17 protein-coding genes are annotated in these 15,921 nt (G+C 74.2%); 7 read left to right on the top strand and 10 right to left on the bottom strand.

The features are described 5' to 3' along the window. On the top strand, positions 1–700 hold a 700-nt coding region (locus GWI24_RS25810; protein WP_210948295.1), incomplete at its 5' end, for a glutathione S-transferase C-terminal domain-containing protein. A gap of 63 nt (positions 701–763) precedes the next feature. On the opposite strand, the gene GWI24_RS25805 is transcribed toward GWI24_RS25810, so the two are convergent. Continuing rightward, positions 764–1,705, bottom strand: coding sequence for a LysR family transcriptional regulator (locus GWI24_RS25805; RefSeq protein WP_247616885.1), 942 nt, complete (start codon positions 1,703–1,705; stop codon positions 764–766). A 73-nt stretch (positions 1,706–1,778) separates the two neighbouring features. Here GWI24_RS25805 and GWI24_RS25800 point away from each other — a divergent pair, with 73 nt between their 5' ends. After that, positions 1,779–1,952, top strand: a complete 174-nt coding sequence (locus GWI24_RS25800; protein ID WP_210948294.1) for a hypothetical protein — start codon at positions 1,779–1,781, stop codon at positions 1,950–1,952. A gap of 33 nt (positions 1,953–1,985) precedes the next feature. Here GWI24_RS25800 and GWI24_RS25795 read toward each other — a convergent pair whose 3' ends face one another. The 8 genes from GWI24_RS25795 to GWI24_RS25760 form a co-directional block, all read right to left on the bottom strand. Next, positions 1,986–2,729 carry a Mut7-C ubiquitin/RNAse domain-containing protein gene (locus GWI24_RS25795; protein ID WP_210948293.1) on the bottom strand — a complete coding sequence of 248 codons (744 nt, stop codon included), beginning with the start codon at positions 2,727–2,729 and terminating at the stop codon, positions 1,986–1,988. Between the two features lie 106 nt (positions 2,730–2,835). Beyond that, positions 2,836–3,705, bottom strand: a complete 870-nt coding sequence (locus GWI24_RS25790; protein WP_210948292.1) for a ribonuclease BN — start codon at positions 3,703–3,705, stop codon at positions 2,836–2,838. Positions 3,706–3,855: 150 nt separating this feature from the next. After that, entirely contained in the window at positions 3,856–4,716 is an 861-nt protein-coding gene (locus tag GWI24_RS25785; RefSeq protein WP_210948291.1) for a MauE/DoxX family redox-associated membrane protein, read from the bottom strand. Next, entirely contained in the window at positions 4,713–5,348 is a 636-nt protein-coding gene (locus GWI24_RS25780; protein WP_210948290.1) for a cell wall protein, read from the bottom strand. The genes GWI24_RS25785 and GWI24_RS25780 overlap by 4 nt, the downstream gene beginning before the upstream one ends. Positions 5,349–5,361: 13 nt before the next feature. Continuing rightward, positions 5,362–5,784: a septal ring lytic transglycosylase RlpA family protein gene (locus GWI24_RS25775; RefSeq protein WP_044567887.1), complete on the bottom strand. Its 423-nt coding sequence runs from the start codon at positions 5,782–5,784 to the stop codon at positions 5,362–5,364. A 462-nt stretch (positions 5,785–6,246) separates the two neighbouring features. Continuing rightward, a complete protein-coding gene (locus GWI24_RS25770) occupies positions 6,247–7,404 on the bottom strand; it encodes an acetyl-CoA C-acetyltransferase (protein ID WP_210948289.1) in 1,158 nt (385 codons plus the stop codon). Positions 7,405–7,439: 35 nt separating this feature from the next. Next, on the bottom strand, positions 7,440–8,072 hold the full coding sequence (locus GWI24_RS25765; RefSeq protein WP_210948297.1) for a TetR/AcrR family transcriptional regulator: 633 nt from the start codon (positions 8,070–8,072) through the stop codon (positions 7,440–7,442). 84 nt (positions 8,073–8,156) lie between these two features. Further along, on the bottom strand, positions 8,157–8,942 hold the full coding sequence (locus GWI24_RS25760; protein WP_210948296.1) for an SDR family oxidoreductase: 786 nt from the start codon (positions 8,940–8,942) through the stop codon (positions 8,157–8,159). A gap of 75 nt (positions 8,943–9,017) precedes the next feature. On the opposite strand from GWI24_RS25760, the gene GWI24_RS25755 reads away from it, so the two are divergent. The 3 genes from GWI24_RS25755 to GWI24_RS25745 all read left to right on the top strand — a co-directional run bounded on the left by GWI24_RS25755 (position 9,018) and on the right by GWI24_RS25745 (position 12,445). After that, complete coding sequence (locus GWI24_RS25755) at positions 9,018–10,208, top strand: acyl-CoA dehydrogenase family protein (RefSeq protein ID WP_210948288.1); 1,191 nt, start codon at positions 9,018–9,020, stop codon at positions 10,206–10,208. An 82-nt stretch (positions 10,209–10,290) separates the two neighbouring features. Next, entirely contained in the window at positions 10,291–11,382 is a 1,092-nt protein-coding gene (locus GWI24_RS25750; protein WP_210948287.1) for an acyl-CoA dehydrogenase, read from the top strand. Between the two features lie 58 nt (positions 11,383–11,440). Beyond that, positions 11,441–12,445, top strand: coding sequence for a LacI family DNA-binding transcriptional regulator (locus tag GWI24_RS25745; RefSeq protein ID WP_210948286.1), 1,005 nt, complete (start codon positions 11,441–11,443; stop codon positions 12,443–12,445). A gap of 19 nt (positions 12,446–12,464) precedes the next feature. Here GWI24_RS25745 and GWI24_RS25740 read toward each other — a convergent pair whose 3' ends face one another. Beyond that, positions 12,465–13,205 carry a PaaX family transcriptional regulator C-terminal domain-containing protein gene (locus GWI24_RS25740; RefSeq protein WP_210948285.1) on the bottom strand — a complete coding sequence of 247 codons (741 nt, stop codon included), beginning with the start codon at positions 13,203–13,205 and terminating at the stop codon, positions 12,465–12,467. 103 nt (positions 13,206–13,308) lie between these two features. Between GWI24_RS25740 and GWI24_RS25735 the strand changes: the two genes are divergently transcribed. Beyond that, complete coding sequence (locus GWI24_RS25735) at positions 13,309–14,955, top strand: acyl-CoA dehydrogenase family protein (RefSeq protein WP_210948284.1); 1,647 nt, start codon at positions 13,309–13,311, stop codon at positions 14,953–14,955. Continuing rightward, positions 14,952–15,776 carry a crotonase/enoyl-CoA hydratase family protein gene (locus tag GWI24_RS25730; RefSeq protein WP_210948283.1) on the top strand — a complete coding sequence of 275 codons (825 nt, stop codon included), beginning with the start codon at positions 14,952–14,954 and terminating at the stop codon, positions 15,774–15,776. Before GWI24_RS25735 ends, GWI24_RS25730 begins: the two co-directional genes overlap by 4 nt. Positions 15,777–15,921 lie beyond the last annotated feature (145 nt).

Genomic DNA, 15,921 nt, shown 5'->3' with positions numbered 1-15,921 from the left:
GGTGCCGCATCGCTATCGGCTCTACCTCTCCGCGAGCTGTCCGCTCTCACTGCGCGTCTCCATCACCCTCGATCTGCTCGGGCTGCGGGACACCGTGGCCACCACCCTCGTCGGGCTCCCGGACGACACCCCCGAGGCGTACGCCGCACTGCGCGGGGCCTACGAGGCCACCTGGCACCGCTACAGCGGGCCGGTGGACGCGCCCGCGCTGTGCGACGGCTGGACCGGACGTGTCGTCAGCAATCACACCCCCGACATCCTGCGCGACCTCGCCGGCCATCTGAGCGATGACAGCGGGACCGGACGCCCCCGGCTGCGCCCGGCGGCCCTCGCCACGGACATCGACGCCCTCCGGGACCTTCTCGACGCGGACATCACCCACGCCGCCCGGCAGGCCGGGACGGCGGCCGAGGCGGAGTGCCGGGACGCGGCGCTGGAGCGGCTGCTGACCGCCCTCGGCCGGCTCGACCGCGGGCTGACGGCCGCGCCGTACGCCCTGGGCGAGGAGCTGACCGCCGCCGATGTGGACCTGTGGGTGGCCCTGGTCCAGCTCGACACCGAGCACCGGCCCCTCCTGAACGCCGACGCGGCCGACCGGGTCTCCCGCCATGGGCAGCTGCGCGCCTATGTGCGGCGGCTGCACGCCCACCCGGCCTTCCACACCACGCTTCCGGAGGCCCTTCAGGACGAGGTGTCCTGAGAAGGGCGTCGAGGTGCCCCGAGAGGACGTCGCGGTGTCCTGAGAGGGCGTCATGGTGCGCCGTCAGGCGGCGGACCGGGGCCAGTCGTCCAGGCTCTGATGGTGGCGCACCGCCTCTTCCAGCGCCCCTATCCCGAGGTCGATCAGCGGGTTCCGCCGACTGCCCCGGCGCACACAGGTGAGGATCCGCCGCGTCGGCATGTTCTCGCCCGCCACCGGCACCCGTGCCACCGCCTGGCCCGCCGGGCCCTCGGCCAGCCGCGGGATGAGCGAGACGCCCAGCCCGTTCCCGACCAGCGACCAGACCGCCGACCAGTGGGTGGCGGCGTGCACGATCCGCGGTGAGAACCCGGCCGCCGCGCACAGCACCCGCACCCGCTGGGCGTGGTCGCAGGTGCCCGGGTCGGCGACGATCCAGTCCTCGGCCGCCGCGTCCTCCAGCCGCACCGCCACCGCCCCCGCCAGCCGGTGGTCGGCGGGCACCAGCAAGATGTGCGGCTCCTCCAGCAGGAGGCTCTGCTCGAATCGCGCGTCATCCGGCGGCGGCCCGCCCTCGATGGGCTCCACGACCGCGATATCCACCTCGCCCGCCACCAGCAGGTCCATGCTCTCCGCGGTGTCGCACTCGCGCACCTGCACCAGCAGATCGGGGTGGCTGTGCCGCAGCCGCCCGGCCGCGGGGGCGATCAGGCCGCTGATCGCGGTGGTGAAGCCCGCGATGCGCAGCGGACCGGTCATGCCCGCCCGGTAGGACTCCAGCTCCGCCCGCGCCTCCTCCCACCGGGCCAGCAGCGCGTCGGCGTGGTCGATGAGCAGGCGCCCGGCCGGGGTCAGCCGGACGCCGCGACCGTGCGGCTCCAGGAGCGGGACCCTGAGCTCGCGCGCGAGCTCCCGCATGTGGTGGGAGACCGCGGACGGGGTGAGGTGCAGGGCCTCGGCGGCCGCGGTGACCGTGCCCTGCTGGCGCACCACCCGGAGCATATGAAGCCGGCGCAGGTCAATCATGAAATCATTTTGCACACATGACCCGGAAAACGTGCAATGGACCTCAACGGTCGTCCGGAGTCATCCTGCTGCCATGAACACCGACACGCACACCATCGTTTCCCGGCACACCACCAGCGAGGGCGTCGTGGTCTGGAGCCGCTGCGCCTGCGGACGGCTCCAGATGGTCCTGGTCCCCTACGGCAGCGGCGGCAAGGGACTCACCGCGGGCGGACATGACTTCCAGTGCCCCCGCTGCGGCCGTTAGCGCCGCTCGGCGTCGCGGCGAACGGCCCGGCGCTCAGGACAGCGCGGCGCGCGCGTCGCCGAACTCGCCCATCGCCCCGGCCACGATGGCCTCCAGACGGGCGTGGTGGGCACCGCGCCAGTAGACCCGCCCACAGACCGTGCAGCGCGCGAAGACGTCGTACGTGCGCCGGGTGCCATGCTGCAGCTGCCCCCGGACCGTCTCCTTGTCGGCGTCCTCCAACGGCCCGTTGCAGGCGGTGCAGCGGGTCCAGGGCGCCAGGCTCGGGGTGAACCGGCCGAGGACATCGCGCAGTTGCTCATCGGGGCGGTCGCTGTAGACATACGCCCCGGCCCACAGCTCGCGGCGGCGCAACAGCCCCCGGTCGCGGGAGAGCAGCACCCGGCGCTGGGTGGCGGAGCGCGCGGCCAGCTCGGGGTCGCCGATGTCCTCGCTCTCGTACGCGGCGTCCACACCCAGCAGCCGCAGCCGCCGCGCGAGCGTGCCCAGGTGCACATCGAGCAGGAAGCGCAGCGGCGCGCCCGGCACCCGCTGCGGGCGGACGACCGGCTGGACCTCCACGGTCTCCCCCGCGCCCGGCACCCGCGAGACGGCGGCCTCCTCCCCGTTCACCAGCAGCCTGCCGACCTCGGTGAGCGGCACCCCGAGCGACTCGACCACATGGCCGAGGGTGGAGACGCCGTCGGTGACAACGGCCGTCCAGGGCCGGCGCCGCTCGGGAATGGCGAAGAATCGCAGTTCAGGGGCGAGGCTGACGTGGATCTCGGGTCCGTTCACACCGCCAGCATGCCAGGCGGCCCCGGCCCGGGGCGACGGCGTTTCGGGGGTCGGACCGTACGGGACCAGAGCACCTGCGTGTCCGTGTAGCGTGCGGGCCGGGGCGTCACTCCGGCGGTTCGGCCGCCTTGGCCCGGTCGCGGCGCCGCTTGCGGCGCCATGCCACCATCCGCAGATAGTCCTCGTGCAGCACCCGCCCGACGAGCGCGCCGCCGAAGACCACGTAGCCGACGCCGACCAGCCAGGACTGGACGACCAGGACGGTGCCGACCGGGCCGTAGGAGACCGTGCTGGAGGCGATCAGCGGGGAGAACACCAGCTGCGAGAAGACCCGCAGCCCCAGCAGCCCGATGCTGGTGGCCAGCGCGCCGGGCAGCAGGGCGCCCCAGCTGATCCGCCCGCCGAGCAGCAGATACTGCGACCACCAGAAGAACAGCACCGTGCCCACCACCGCCACCAGTACCCGGGAGACGCCGGGGGCCAGATGGGCGGAGAGCAGCAGATAGCAGATCAGCACCACGAGCCACACCAGATGGCGCCAGACGGTGTGCCAGCGGCCGGCCGGCAGCTCCCACACCTTCTCGTAGCCGACCTGGAGCACCGTGCCGAAGCGCAGTCCGAAGATGGCCAGCGTGGCCAGACCGAAGGCGGTGGTGGACTCCAGCGCCTGCTTGGGCGGGGCGAACAGCCGCTGCACCTCGTCCCGCGAGGTCGAGGAGAGCCCGAGGCCCTCGGCCAGCCACTGGGCGAAGCCGAGCCGGTTCACCGGATCGGCCGCGGCGACCACGATCAGCAGGGGCACCAGGGTGAGAAAGCCCAGAGCGGCGAAGCCCATCGCACGGTGCAGCAGCTCGAATTCGCTGCCCCGGCGCCATCCGCGTCCGATCGCGGACCGGTCGAACGCGTCCTCCAGCCGCTGCCACCAGGACCAGGACCTGGGCCCTCGGGAGCCGGACGCGGTCCGATTCTCGGACATACCCACTCCCCTACTCGCGCCACCGGCTCGACCTGGGCAGTGCCGTCCAGGCTACTCGGGGTGGTGACGTTCCGCCGGGAGTTCCGCCGGGACTCCCGGCGGAACACATGTGCGGCGCCCGGGCCGCCGTCGGTGCCCGCTCGGCGGGCCTCACGCCGTGGCCATGACCGGGGCCCCGCTGTCCGCGTCGATGACGCTGACCCGGACGGCGGGCTCGCGCACCGTGTCCAGGCTGGCCCCGGCGTCCACCGCGAAGAGCACCAGCACGGGCCTCGCGGCCGGGCCGCCCCCGTACACCCCGGCGAACTGGAGGATGCGCCAGCCACCGTCGTCCCAGTGGTCCAGCAGCGCGGAGCGCACCACGCGGGAGACGCTCTGCCAGGCGCGCGAGCGCTCCAGCAGTTCGACGGTCGCGGCGACCGGGACCGCCGTCCGCGCTCCGGTCGCGGCGAGCGGATGCCCGGTGATCCGCAGCCGCAGCCGGCGCAGCGGCATCCGCCAGCGGCGGTCCGGATCGGCGGAGAGGGCCGTCAGAGCCGCCGCCGCGGCCAGGACCAGGCACAGCGCCGCGGCCGGACGGCGGGCCGCCGCGGTCCACCAGGGCTGCTGGGCCAGAGCCGCCGCGACCCCGCCCGCGAGAACCGCCGCGGCGCGGACGAAGGCGCGCCAGGTGAGGGGGGTGTCGCGGCGCGCCGTACAGCCGCAGGAGGAGCCGGGCGCGGCGGCGCGGGCGTAGCCGAGATAGCCGAGGAAGCCCGCGCCGAGGAGGGCGGCCGCCGCTCCCGGGAGCGGGGTGACGGGCGGTGCCAGCAGCGCGGCGACGAGGAGGAGTTCGAGCGCGCCGAGAACGCGGAGGGCGAGCGCTGCCCGGCCGCCGTCGCGCAGCAGCCGCGCGAGCGCGGTACGGGGCGCCTGCCGGGCGGTGCCCCGGCCGAACAGCTTGCCCGCACCGGCCGGCCCCAGCACCCCGGCGAGCACCAGCGGGGCGAGGTCGCGGACCAGGGCGCTCAACGCCGCCTCCCCGCGCCGGGGGCGACCGCGACCCGGACCAGGTCCACGGAGCCGTCGGACGGCCGCCACGCACCCAGCACCCGGGCACTCTGCCCGATGGTGAGCCGGGACAGATCGGCGGTGGGCGAGGCGGTGCCGTACGCGGCGCTGGTGGTCTCCGCCATGAGGTTGCCGACGATCTCGTGCTGCCCGTGGGCGAGGTGCAGCCGGGTCTTCTCGATACCGCGGACGGTGACGTCAAGGTTCACGATGTTGACCCACACCGCGTCGGCGGCGAGGGTGCCGTCGGGCAGGGGGACGCCGCGGGCGTAGAGTCCGTCTCCGGTCTCGATGTCGGCCGCGGTGGTGGCCCGGGCCTTCCAGACGCTGGTGGCGGCCGTGACCCGCACCCGGGAATGGTCGCCGTAGGAGCCCGCGACCGCCAGGACGTCGTCGTTGATCGCGGTGATCCGCCCCTCGGCGAAGGCGCTCTCGGCGACCGCCGGGTCCAGGGGGCGTATCGGCGCGGCGAAGGCGGCGTCGGCGTCCACCGCGCCCAGGGCGGTCGCCCCGACGACGGTGGCGCCGTGGAGGGCGGCGGTGGTGAGGAAGCGACGGCGGTCGAGGGGGTCGCCGGTTCGGTACGCGCTCATGGCCGGGCCCGCCTCATTCGAAGATGGAGACCGGCAGGGTGCCGGAGCTCAGGCTGCCGATGGCGGAGAAGGCGGCGGGGGTGAGGTCGATGACCCGGTTGGTGCGGCAGACCCCGTCGCAGCAGGTGGACTCGGAGCAGAAGCTGCGGGTGCGCGGGCCGCAGTCACTGACGGTGACACAGACGCTCGCGCCCGAGCAGTCATGGCGCACCTTCATCACCGAGCCGCAGCCGCGCCGGGGTATGTCCTCGCCGCACAGGTCCGGCCGGGTGATGTCCCAGCACGCCTTGGAGGCGTTGGGCCAGGCGGCCTGCAGCGCGCTGGACCGGCAGGTGCCGCACGCGCCGCCGCCCGCGGAGGCGCACGGACCCCAGGCGCTGCCACAACAGAACCAGGTGGCCTCGCCGTTCCAGAGCTTGGTCGATCCGCACGCCATGGCTGTCCTCCCGGCCTCGGTCCCGCCCTCGGAGCAGCACCATCATCTGTGGGGCCGGGCCCGGTCGCCACGGGAAGGCGTCCGGTCGGAGTCCTCACAACCGCTCGGCGATGCGCCGGACTCCGTCCGTCGGGCCGGTGGTCGCGGTCCTCACAGCCGCTCGACGATCGTGACGTTGGCCTGGCCGCCTCCCTCGCACATCGACCCCCACCTTCACGGCCCCCTCGCACCGCTCGGCCCCGGGGGGCCTCACAGGCTTCGGACGCCTGCGCCGGACTCCGTCCGTCGAGGCGGTGGTCACGGTCCTCACAACCGCTCGACGATCGTCACGTTCGCCTGGCCGCCTCCCTCGCACATCGACCCCCACCTTCACGGCCCCCTCGCACCGCTCGGCCCCGGGGGGCCTCACAGGCTTCGGACGCCTGCGCCGGACTCCGTCCGTCGAGGCGGTGGTCACGGTCCTCACAACCGCTCGACGATCGTCACGTTCGCCTGGCCGCCTCCCTCGCACATCGTCTGCAGTCCGTAGCGGCCGCCGGTGCGCTCCAGTTCGTGCAGGAGGGTCGTCATCAGTTTGGCGCCGGTGGCGCCGAGCGGGTGGCCCAGGGCGATGGCGCCGCCGTTGACGTTGACCCGCTCGGGGTCGGCGCCGGTCTCCTTCAGCCAGGCCAGGACGACGGGGGCGAACGCCTCGTTGATCTCGACCAGGTCGATGTCGCCGATGGTCAGCCCGGTCTTCTTCAGCGCGTGCGCGGTCGCGGGGATGGGCGCGGACAGCATCCGGATCGGGTCCTCGCCGCGCACCGACAGATGGTGCACCCGGGCGCGCGGGGTCAAGCCGTGCTCCCGTACGGCCCGTTCGGATGCGAGCAGCAGGGCCGCGGCGCCGTCGGACACCTGCGAGGAGAGCGCCGCGGTGAGCCGCCCGCCCTCGATGAGCGGCTTGAGGGCGGCCATCTTCTCCAGGCTGGTGTCCCGGCGCGGCCCCTCGTCCACCGAGACGTCCCGGAACGGGACGGTCTCGCGGTCGAAGCGGCCCTCGTCGATGGCGCGCAGCGCCCGCTGGTGCGAGCCCAGGGCGAACTCCTCCATGGCCTCGCGGGTGATGCCCCATTTCTCGGCGATCAGCTCGGCTCCGTAGAACTGGCTGACCGGACGGTCGCCGTAGCGCGCCCGCCATCCCTCCGAGCCCGCGAAGGGGCCTTCGGTCAGCCCCAGGGGCTCGCCGGCTCTGCCGCTGGCGAAGCCGATGGGCACCATCGACATGTTCTGCACCCCGCCCGCGACCACCAGATCCTGGGTGCCGGAGAGCACCGCCTGCGCGGCGAAGTGCAGGGCCTGCTGCGAGGAGCCGCACTGCCGGTCGACGGTCACGCCCGGGACCTCCTCGGGGAGCCCGGCGGCCAGCCAGCAGGTGCGCGCGATGTCCCCGGCCTGCGGGCCCACGGTGTCCAGACAGCCGAAGACGACGTCCTCGACGGCGGCCGGATCGGCGCCCGAGCGCTCCATCAGCGTGCGCAGGACATGGGCGCCGAGGTCGGCGGGGTGGACGGAGGCGAACCCGCCCTTCCGCCGCCCCACCGGCGTCCTTACCGCTTCCACGATGTATGCCTCGGGCATGGCAGCTCCTTGAGGTCACTCAGGTCATGACGGTCTTACGGTCGCTGTGTCTTTCGTTGTGTCCGGTCTCGACGTGCTTGTTCTTCTCGCGGAGTGATGCCGTCCAGGACCATCGACAGATACTGGCGGGCGATCTCCTCGGGGCTGTGCCGGCCGCCCGGCCGGTACCAGGAGGCGGCGACCCACACCGTGTCGCGCAGGAAGCGGTACGCCAGCCGGATGTCGAGGTCGGCGCGGAAGACCCCCTCGGCCACTCCGCGCTCCAGCGCGTCCAGCCACGCCCGCTCGAACCGCCCCTGCGATTCGGTGAGATAGCGGAAGCGCGGCTGCGTGGACAGGTGCTTGGACTCCTTCTGGTAGATGGCGACGGCGGCGCGGTGCCGGTCGATCTCCCGGAAGGACTCGGTGACGAGTGCCTCGACGGTCTCCCGGGGGCCGAGTCCGGCGCCGAGCACCTCGTCGTACCCTGCCCAGAGCTCGTTCAGGAAGGTGGAGAGGATCTCGTCGACCATCGACTCCTTGGAGTCGAAGTGGTAGTAGAGACTGCCCGCGAGCATCCCCGCCTCGTCCGCGATCCGGCGGACGGTGGTCGCGTTGTACCCCTGGGCGGCGAAGACCTCCGCCGCGGTCGAGAGCAGTTCGCGCCGCCGCTCGGGGGACGGGGTCACGGTCGTCTTCTTCTCGCTGTTCTTCGCACTGTTTCCGGTGGAAGCGCGGTTCCTGGTGGAATTCGGCACGTTCTCATTCTCGCCTCATGGGTGCTGGCTGCTCACGGACACCGTCTCGCCCGTCATGTACGACGAGTAGCCGCTGGCCAGGAAGACGATGACGTTGGCCACCTCCCAGGGCTCGGCGTACCGGCCGAAGGCCTCGCGCTCGGTGAGCGCGGCCAGCAGTTCGGGGGTGGTGACCTTCACCAGATGCGGATGCATGGCCAGGCTCGGCGAAACCGCGTTGACCCGCACCCGGTACGCGGCGGCCTCGACCGCGGCGCAGCGGGTGAGCGCCATGACGCCCGCCTTGGCCGCCGCGTAGTGGGCCTGACCGGCCTGGGCGCGCCAGCCGACGACCGAGGCGTTGTTGACCACGACGCCGCCGTGGCCGCCCGCTTTCATCCGGCGCAGCGCGGCGCGGGTGCAGCGGAAGGTGCCATTCAGGGTGACGTCGATGACCTTGTCCCACTGCTCGTCGGTCATCTCGGTCAGCAGGGCGGTGCCGCCGAGCCCGGCGTTGTTGACCACCGCGTCCAGCCGTCCGTGGCGCTCCTCGGCGAGGTCGTACAGCGCGCCGATCTGGGCCTCGTCGGTCACATCGCTGACGCGTCCGGCGACCCGCTCCTCGCCGAACTCCCCGGCGAGCGTCGCCACCGCCTCCTTGAGGCGGCGCTCATGGGCGTCGCCGAGGACGACACGCGCGCCCTCCTCGAGAAACCGGCGGGCCGTGGCGCCGCCGATTCCGGTGCCCGCGGCGGCGGTGATGACGGCCGTGCGACCGGTAAGGAGGCCGTGGCCGGGGACGTACGGCGCCTTGTTGTCCATCACGACGCCACGGTAACCTACCAAACACTTGTTAGGGAACCCGCCGACGGAGCTGATGGAGGGGGTGCTGTACCGATGGACCTCGATCTCACCGAGCGGCAGTCGGCGTTCCGGACCGAGGCCCGGAGGTGGCTGGCCGCTCACACGCCCACCGCTCCCCTCCCCTCCCTGGAGACCGCCGAGGGGTTCGCGGCGCACCGCGCCTGGGAGCGCGCCCTCGCGGCCGACCGCTGGTCGGCGGTGACCTGGCCCGTGGAGTACGGCGGCCGGGGCGCCTCGCTGGTCGAGTGGCTGCTCTTCGAGGAGGAGTACTACGCGGCGGGCGCGCCCGGCCGGGTGAGCCAGAACGGGATCAGCCTGCTCGCCCCCACCCTCTTCGAGCACGGCAGCGCCGAGCAGCGCGCCCGGATCCTGCCGCCGATGGCGCGCGGCGAGACGATCTGGGCCCAGGCGTGGTCCGAGCCCGAGTCGGGCTCCGACCTCGCCTCGCTGCGCTCCACCGCCCGCCGCACCGACGGCGGCTGGCGCTTGAGCGGACAGAAGACCTGGTCGTCCCGGGCCGCCTTCGCTGACCGGGCCTTCGGCCTGTTCCGCAGCGATCCGGCGGCGGACGCACCGCACCGGGGGCTGACGTATCTGATGTTCGCCCTGGACGCGCCCGGTGTGACCGTGCGCCCCATCGGCCGCCTCGATGGCAAGCCCGCCTTCGCCGAGCTCTTCCTGGACGAGGTGTTCGTCCCCGACGAGGACGTCATCGGCGAGCCGGGGCAGGGCTGGCGCATCGCGATGAGCACGGCGGGCAACGAGCGCGGGCTGACCCTGCGCAGCCCCGGCCGGTTCACCGCGGCGGCGCGGCGCCTGGTGGCGCTGTGGCGGGAGCGGGCGGGCGAGGCCGGGAGCGATGCGGGGATCGAGGCGGCCGCGCTACGCGACCGGGTCGCCGACGCGGTGATCCGCGCCCGCGCGTATGAGCTCTTCGCCTACGCGGGCGCCTCCCGCCTGGCCGCCGGGGGCTCGCTCGGGGCCGAGTCCAGCCTGAACAAGGTCTTCTGGTCGGAGCTGGACATCGCCCTCCATGAAACGGCCCTGGACCTGCTGGGCCCGCACGGCGAACTGTCCGACGCCGCCGACGACCCGGACGCGCCCGGCCCGTGGTCCGACGGCTACACCTTCGCCCTCGCGGGCCCGATCTACGCGGGCACGAACGAGATCCAGCGCGACATCATCGCCGAGCGGCTGCTGGGCCTGCCGAAGGGACGCCGGTGAGGGTGACGGGCCCGTGGCCGCGGCCGAGGCGGCGCGCCCCGTGGCAGGTGACGAGCCGATTGGCCGACGAGGGGGCGCTCGGATGAGGTTCATGCTGGATCAGGCGCAGACGGACTTCGGCCGCACCGTGGACCGGATGCTCGGCGGGGCCGGCACGCCGCACGCCGTCCGGGCCTGGGCGCGTGGCGAGCACGCGCCGGGGCGCGCGGTGTGGGGGCGGCTCGCCGACGCCGGGGTGACGTCACTGGCCGTGCCGGAGGCGTACGAGGGTGTCGGGCCGCTGCCCGTCGAGCTGGGCGTGGCGTATGTCGCGGCGGGGCGGCACGCCGTCCCGGGGCCCCTGGCCGAGACGGCCGCCGCCGCGGTGCTGCTGGCCGCGCTCGCCGAGGGCGGCACGGCGCGGAGCGGGCAGGTGGCCAAGGACTGGCTGCCCCGGATCGCCGACGGACGGGCGCTGGTGACGCTCGCGGCGGCGGACGGCGGGCCGTACGCGCTGGACGCGGACGCCGCCGACGCCGTCTTCGCCGTCACGGGCGAGGAGCTGTGGCTGGCCCCGGGGCACGGGCCGGTCCAGCCCTCGTTCGACCCGGCCCGGCGGCTGGCCCGGCCGCTGCCCGGCGGTGAGCTGCTCGCCCGGGGCCCGGCCGTGGCCGCGGCCGCCGCACGCGCCGCGGACTGGGCCGCCTTCGCCACGGCCGCGCTGTCGCTCGGCACCGGGCTCGCACTGGTGGAGCGCACCGCGGCGTACGTCGGACAGCGCACCCAGTTCGGCCGCCCGATCGGCTCGTTCCAGGCGGTGAAGCACCGGCTGGCGGACGCGCTCATCGGCCTGGAGTTCGCCCGGCCGCTGCTGTACGGGGCCGCGGTGGCGCTCGCGTCGGGGCCCGCGGGCGGCGCGCTCGCGTCGGGGTCCATGGGCGACGCGCTCACGTCGGGGTCCACGGGCGACGCGCTCGCGTCGGGGTCCACGGGCGACGCCCGCGCGGAGGTCGCCGCGGCGAAGGTGGCCACCGGCGAGGCCGCGTACACGGCGGCGCGCACCGCCCTCCAACTGCACGGCGCGCTCGGCTACACCGACGAGTACGACCTCTCGCTGTGGTTCCGCAAGGCCCGCGCCCTGCGCTCCGCCTGGGGTTCCCCGTCGGTTTGCCGCGCCCGCGTCCTCGCGCCCTGACCGGTCTTGATCCATGCTGTATCGACCCATCAGTGAGCGGACAGCGAGGTATGCGCGGATGCACCGGCCCCGGCCCACCCTGGAGAGCGTGGCGCGGCGCGCGGGTGTCTCGCGCGCCACCGTCTCCCGTGTCGTCAACGGCTCGACCAAGGTCGGCGAGGACAGCCGCGAGGCGGTCCTGAGCGCCATCCAGGAGCTGGGCTACATCCCCAACCAGGCGGCCCGCAGCCTGGTCACCCAGCGCACCGACTCCTTCGCGCTGGTGCTCCCCGAGGAGCCGGGCCGGGTCTTCTCCGACGACCGGTTCTTCCCGGGCGTGGTGCGCGGGGTGAGCCAGGAGCTGGAGGCCGCGGACAAGCAGCTGGTGCTGATGATGGCCCGCTCCGCCGCCAGCCGTGACCGCATCGAGCGCTTCGCCCTGGCCCGCCATGTGGACGGAGTGATGGTCGCGTCGATGCACGGCGCCGATCCGCTGCCCGCCGCGCTGGCCCGGATGGGCATCCCGGTGGTCTGCAACGAGCGGGTGCCGGGCCCGGCGTCGCCGCCGTACGTGGGGGTGGACAACGCGGCGGGCGCGGCGCTGGCCGTGGAGCATCTGATCCGCTCCGGTCGCACCCACATCGCCACGGTCGCGGGCCCGCAGGACATGGTCGCCGGGATGGACCGGCTCTCGGGCTACCGGGCGGCGCTGGACGGGGCGCGGCTGGCGGCGCATGTGGCGGTCGGGGACTTCACCCAGGAGTCGGGGGCAGCCGCGATGCGGGAGCTGCTGGACCGGGGGCCGCGGCTGGACGGAGTGTTCGTGGCCTCCGACCTGATGGCGATCGGGGTGCTGCGGGCGCTGCGCCGGGCCGGCCGACGGGTGCCGGACGACGTGGCGGTGGTCGGCTTCGACGACATAGAGCCCGCGCGCTACACCGAACCCCCGCTGACCACCGTCCGCCAGCCGATAGACGGCATCGGCCGCCGTCTGGCCCGCCAACTGCTGCGCCTGACCGCCGGAGAGACCATCGAACCGGCGCTGGTCCTCCCCACGGAGCTGGTGATCCGCGAATCGGCGTAGCCGGGGGACGCCATCGTGTTCAGCCGCCCGCGTACCGCGGCAGCCACGCCCGGAAGTCGCGTTCGAACGCGTCGTAGCGGCGGCGCAGCTCCGTACCCGGCCAGTCCTCCGGCAGGAGCCGGTCGGGGAGGACGGGGTCGGCGAGGAGGTGGCGGAGGGCGGCGGCCGCGACGGTGAAGCGGTCGGCCGGTTCCTCCGCGTCGTCCAGCGCCGCGCCGAGCAGCCGGGCCTGGTGGGCCCAGCCGTCCAGGTCCCACAGGCGCGCGGCGAGCCCGGCCGGATCGCCCTCCGGCGCGCCGGTGAACCAGCCGCACTGCTCGGCGGCGACGTCCGGGCGCGGGTGGACGAGGTTGGCGGGGCGCATCCAGGTGCCCTCGCGCAGTTCGGCCAGGCGCAGGGTGGCCATGGCCTGGCGGAGGGCGGCGCGCTCGGCCGCCTCGCGCCGGTCGGAGGTGACGATCGCGATCTCCCACTCGCCGTCCCAGCGCCGGGTGCGCGGGGCCCGGCTCTCGTCCTGCCGCGCCTGGCGGGCCAGCAGCCGGTCGGTGAGCCGGTAGGTACCACCGCTCTGCTCCAGGTCACCGGCCGCGACCATCCGGGTGAGCGCGACCCGGATGGTGCCCTCGGCGGTGCCGAAGAGCGTGCCGACGCGCACCAGGGCGCGGGCGGGCAGCTGGGGCGGGTGCAGGCCCAGCAGGGTGCTGAGCACGACCGAGCGCGCGGTCAGCGGCCGCAGGGTGAGCCTTCCGGTGTCGTCCATGGTTACGCGAAACCCTATCCATTACAGTTCTTCGTCGCGCATAATGGAAGTGTAAGACCCCGGCCGGACCCGGAAGACCACCGCGAACGAGGAGATGTCTGCCATGAGCGCTACGCACGAGGTCCTCAACCAGGCCCCGCCGCTCATCGGCTTCAGCACCGCGGACGACCCCGCCCTGTTGGAGGCCCTGCGGCGGCACGGCGGCGGCTGGGGCGAACAGGAGGTGCGGGACCTGGGCGCGCGGGCCGGTTCCGCCGAGGTGCAGGACTGGGCGCGGATGGCCGAGGAGCACCCCCCGGTGCTGCACACCCACGACCGCTACGGCCACCGCGTCGACGAGGTCGAGTACCACCCCGCCTACCACCAGCTGATGGGCGTCGCCGTGGAGAGCGGCCAGCACGCGGCGGCGTGGAGCGAGACCCGCCCCGGCGCCCATCTGGTGCGCGCGGCCAAGTTCTACGCCTTCGCGCAGGCCGAGCCCGGCCATGGCTGCCCGATCTCCATGACGTACGCCGCGGTCCCGGCGCTGCGCGCCGAGCCGGAGCTCGCCGCCGTGTACGAGCCGCTGCTGACCGCCCGCACCTACGACTTCGGGCTGCGGCCGCCGCTCGGCAAGCGGGGCCTGATCGCGGGCATGTCGATGACGGAGAAGCAGGGCGGCTCGGACGTCCGCGCCAACACCACCCGGGCCGTGCCGGACGGTGAGGGCCGCTACGTGCTCACCGGCCACAAGTGGTTCACCTCCGCGCCGATGAGCGATGTCTTCCTGACGCTGGCCCAGACGGAGGAGGGGGTCACCTGCTTCCTGGTGCCCCGGGTGCTGCCGGACGGCAGCCGCAATCCGCTGCGGCTGATGCGGCTCAAGAACAAGCTGGGCAACCGCTCCAACGCGTCGGCCGAGATCGAGTACGAGTCCGCCCTGGCCTGGCGGGTCGGCGAACCGGGCCGCGGGGTGCGGACCATCGTGGAGATGGTCAACGTCACCCGGCTGGACTGTGTCATCGGCTCGGCGGCGGGGATGCGGGCCGGGCTGCGGCAGGCGCTGCACCACGCCGAGCACCGCCGGGCGTTCGGGGCCGAGCTGGTCGACCAGCCGCTGATGCGCAATGTGCTCGCCGATCTGGCGGTCGAATCGGAGGCGGCCACCACCCTCGCGATGCGGCTCGCGTCCGCCCTGGACCGCGCCGAGGACGGGGACGAGAGCGAGGCGGCGCTGCGCAGGCTGGGGCTCGCGGTGAGCAAGTACTGGGTGTGCAAGCGCGGCGCCACCCACGCCGCCGAGGCCCTGGAGTGCCTGGGCGGCAACGGCTATGTGGAGGAGTCCGGGATGCCGCGCCTGTATCGCGAGGCGCCCCTGCTGTCGATCTGGGAGGGCTCGGGGAACGTCGCCGCGCTCGACGTGCTGCGCGCGCTGGGCCGGGAGAACGGCGCCCTGGAGGCGTTCCTCGCCGAGGTCGACGCCGCGGCCGGGGCGGACGCCCGGCTGGACGCTGCCGTGGACCGGCTGCGCGGGCTGCTGCCGCAGCTCACCGACCCCGAGCGGGCGCAGTTGCTGGCGCGCCGGCTGGCCGAGCAGATGACGCTGGTGCTGCAGGGCAGCCTGCTCGTGAGGTACAGCCATCCGGCGGTCGCCGACGCGTTCTGCGCCTCGCGGCTCGACGGGGACTGGGGGCACGCCTTCGGCACCCTGCCGCCCGGCACCGACACCGGCCCGATCCTGGAGCGGGCCCGCCCGAAGGACGCGCGGTGACGCCCACGGACGGCGCGGCCGACGCCGGCGAGGCGGAAGACGCGGCCGGTGCGCGCCTTACGGTTCGTACGGAGCGGGAGGGCCCGGTCACCACGGTCGTGCTCTCCCGCCCCGAGGTGCGCAACGCCGTCGACGGCGCGACCGCCATGGCGCTGGCCGACGCCTTCCGCGCCTTCGACACCGACCCCGAGGCGCGGGTAGCGGTGTTGTGGGGGGAGGGCGGCACCTTCTGCTCCGGGGCCGATCTGAAGGCGGTCGGCACACCGCGCGGCAATCGGGTGGCCGAGGACGGCGACGGGCCGATGGGGCCCACCCGGCTGCGGCTGTCCAAGCCGGTGATCGCGGCGGTCAGCGGGCACGCCGTGGCGGGCGGGCTGGAGTTGGCGCTCTGGTGCGATCTGCGCGTCGCCGAGGAGGACGCGGTCTTCGGGGTGTTCTGCCGCCGCTGGGGCGTCCCGCTGATCGACGGCGGAACGGTAAGGCTGCCACGGCTGGTCGGTGCCGGCCGGGCGATGGACCTGGTGCTGACGGGACGGCCGGTGCCGGCCGACGAGGCATACGCCATCGGGCTCGCCAACCGCGTCGTACCGCCGGGGCGGGCGCGCGCGGAGGCGGAGCGGCTGGCGGCCGAGATCGCCCGCTTTCCGCAGACGTGTCTGCGCTCCGACCGGGCCTCGCTGCTGGAGCAGGGAGGACTGCCGGAGGACGAGGCCATGGCGCGGGAGCTGCGCCACGGTCAGGCCGCGCTGGCCGAGGGGCTGGACGGCGCGGCGCGGTTCGCGGCGGGCGCGGGACGGCATGGGAGCTTCGGCGAGCCGTGACCGGCGTGGACAGCTGTGGCCCGGGGGCGGGGCCAGGGTCATGGCCCAGGGGCGGGACCGCCCCCGGTCAGCCGAGCGGGTATGAGGGGAATGTCCTCGGCTAGGGTCCTTCTGACGGATCTCCGTGGAAGAAGGAGCGGCGTCC

It is taken from the genome of Streptomyces sp. MK37H (genome assembly GCF_018035285.1).
Classification (GTDB): Bacteria; Actinomycetota; Actinomycetes; order Streptomycetales; family Streptomycetaceae; genus Streptomyces; species Streptomyces endocoffeicus.
This window is presented reverse-complemented; position numbering and strand designations above follow the sequence as displayed.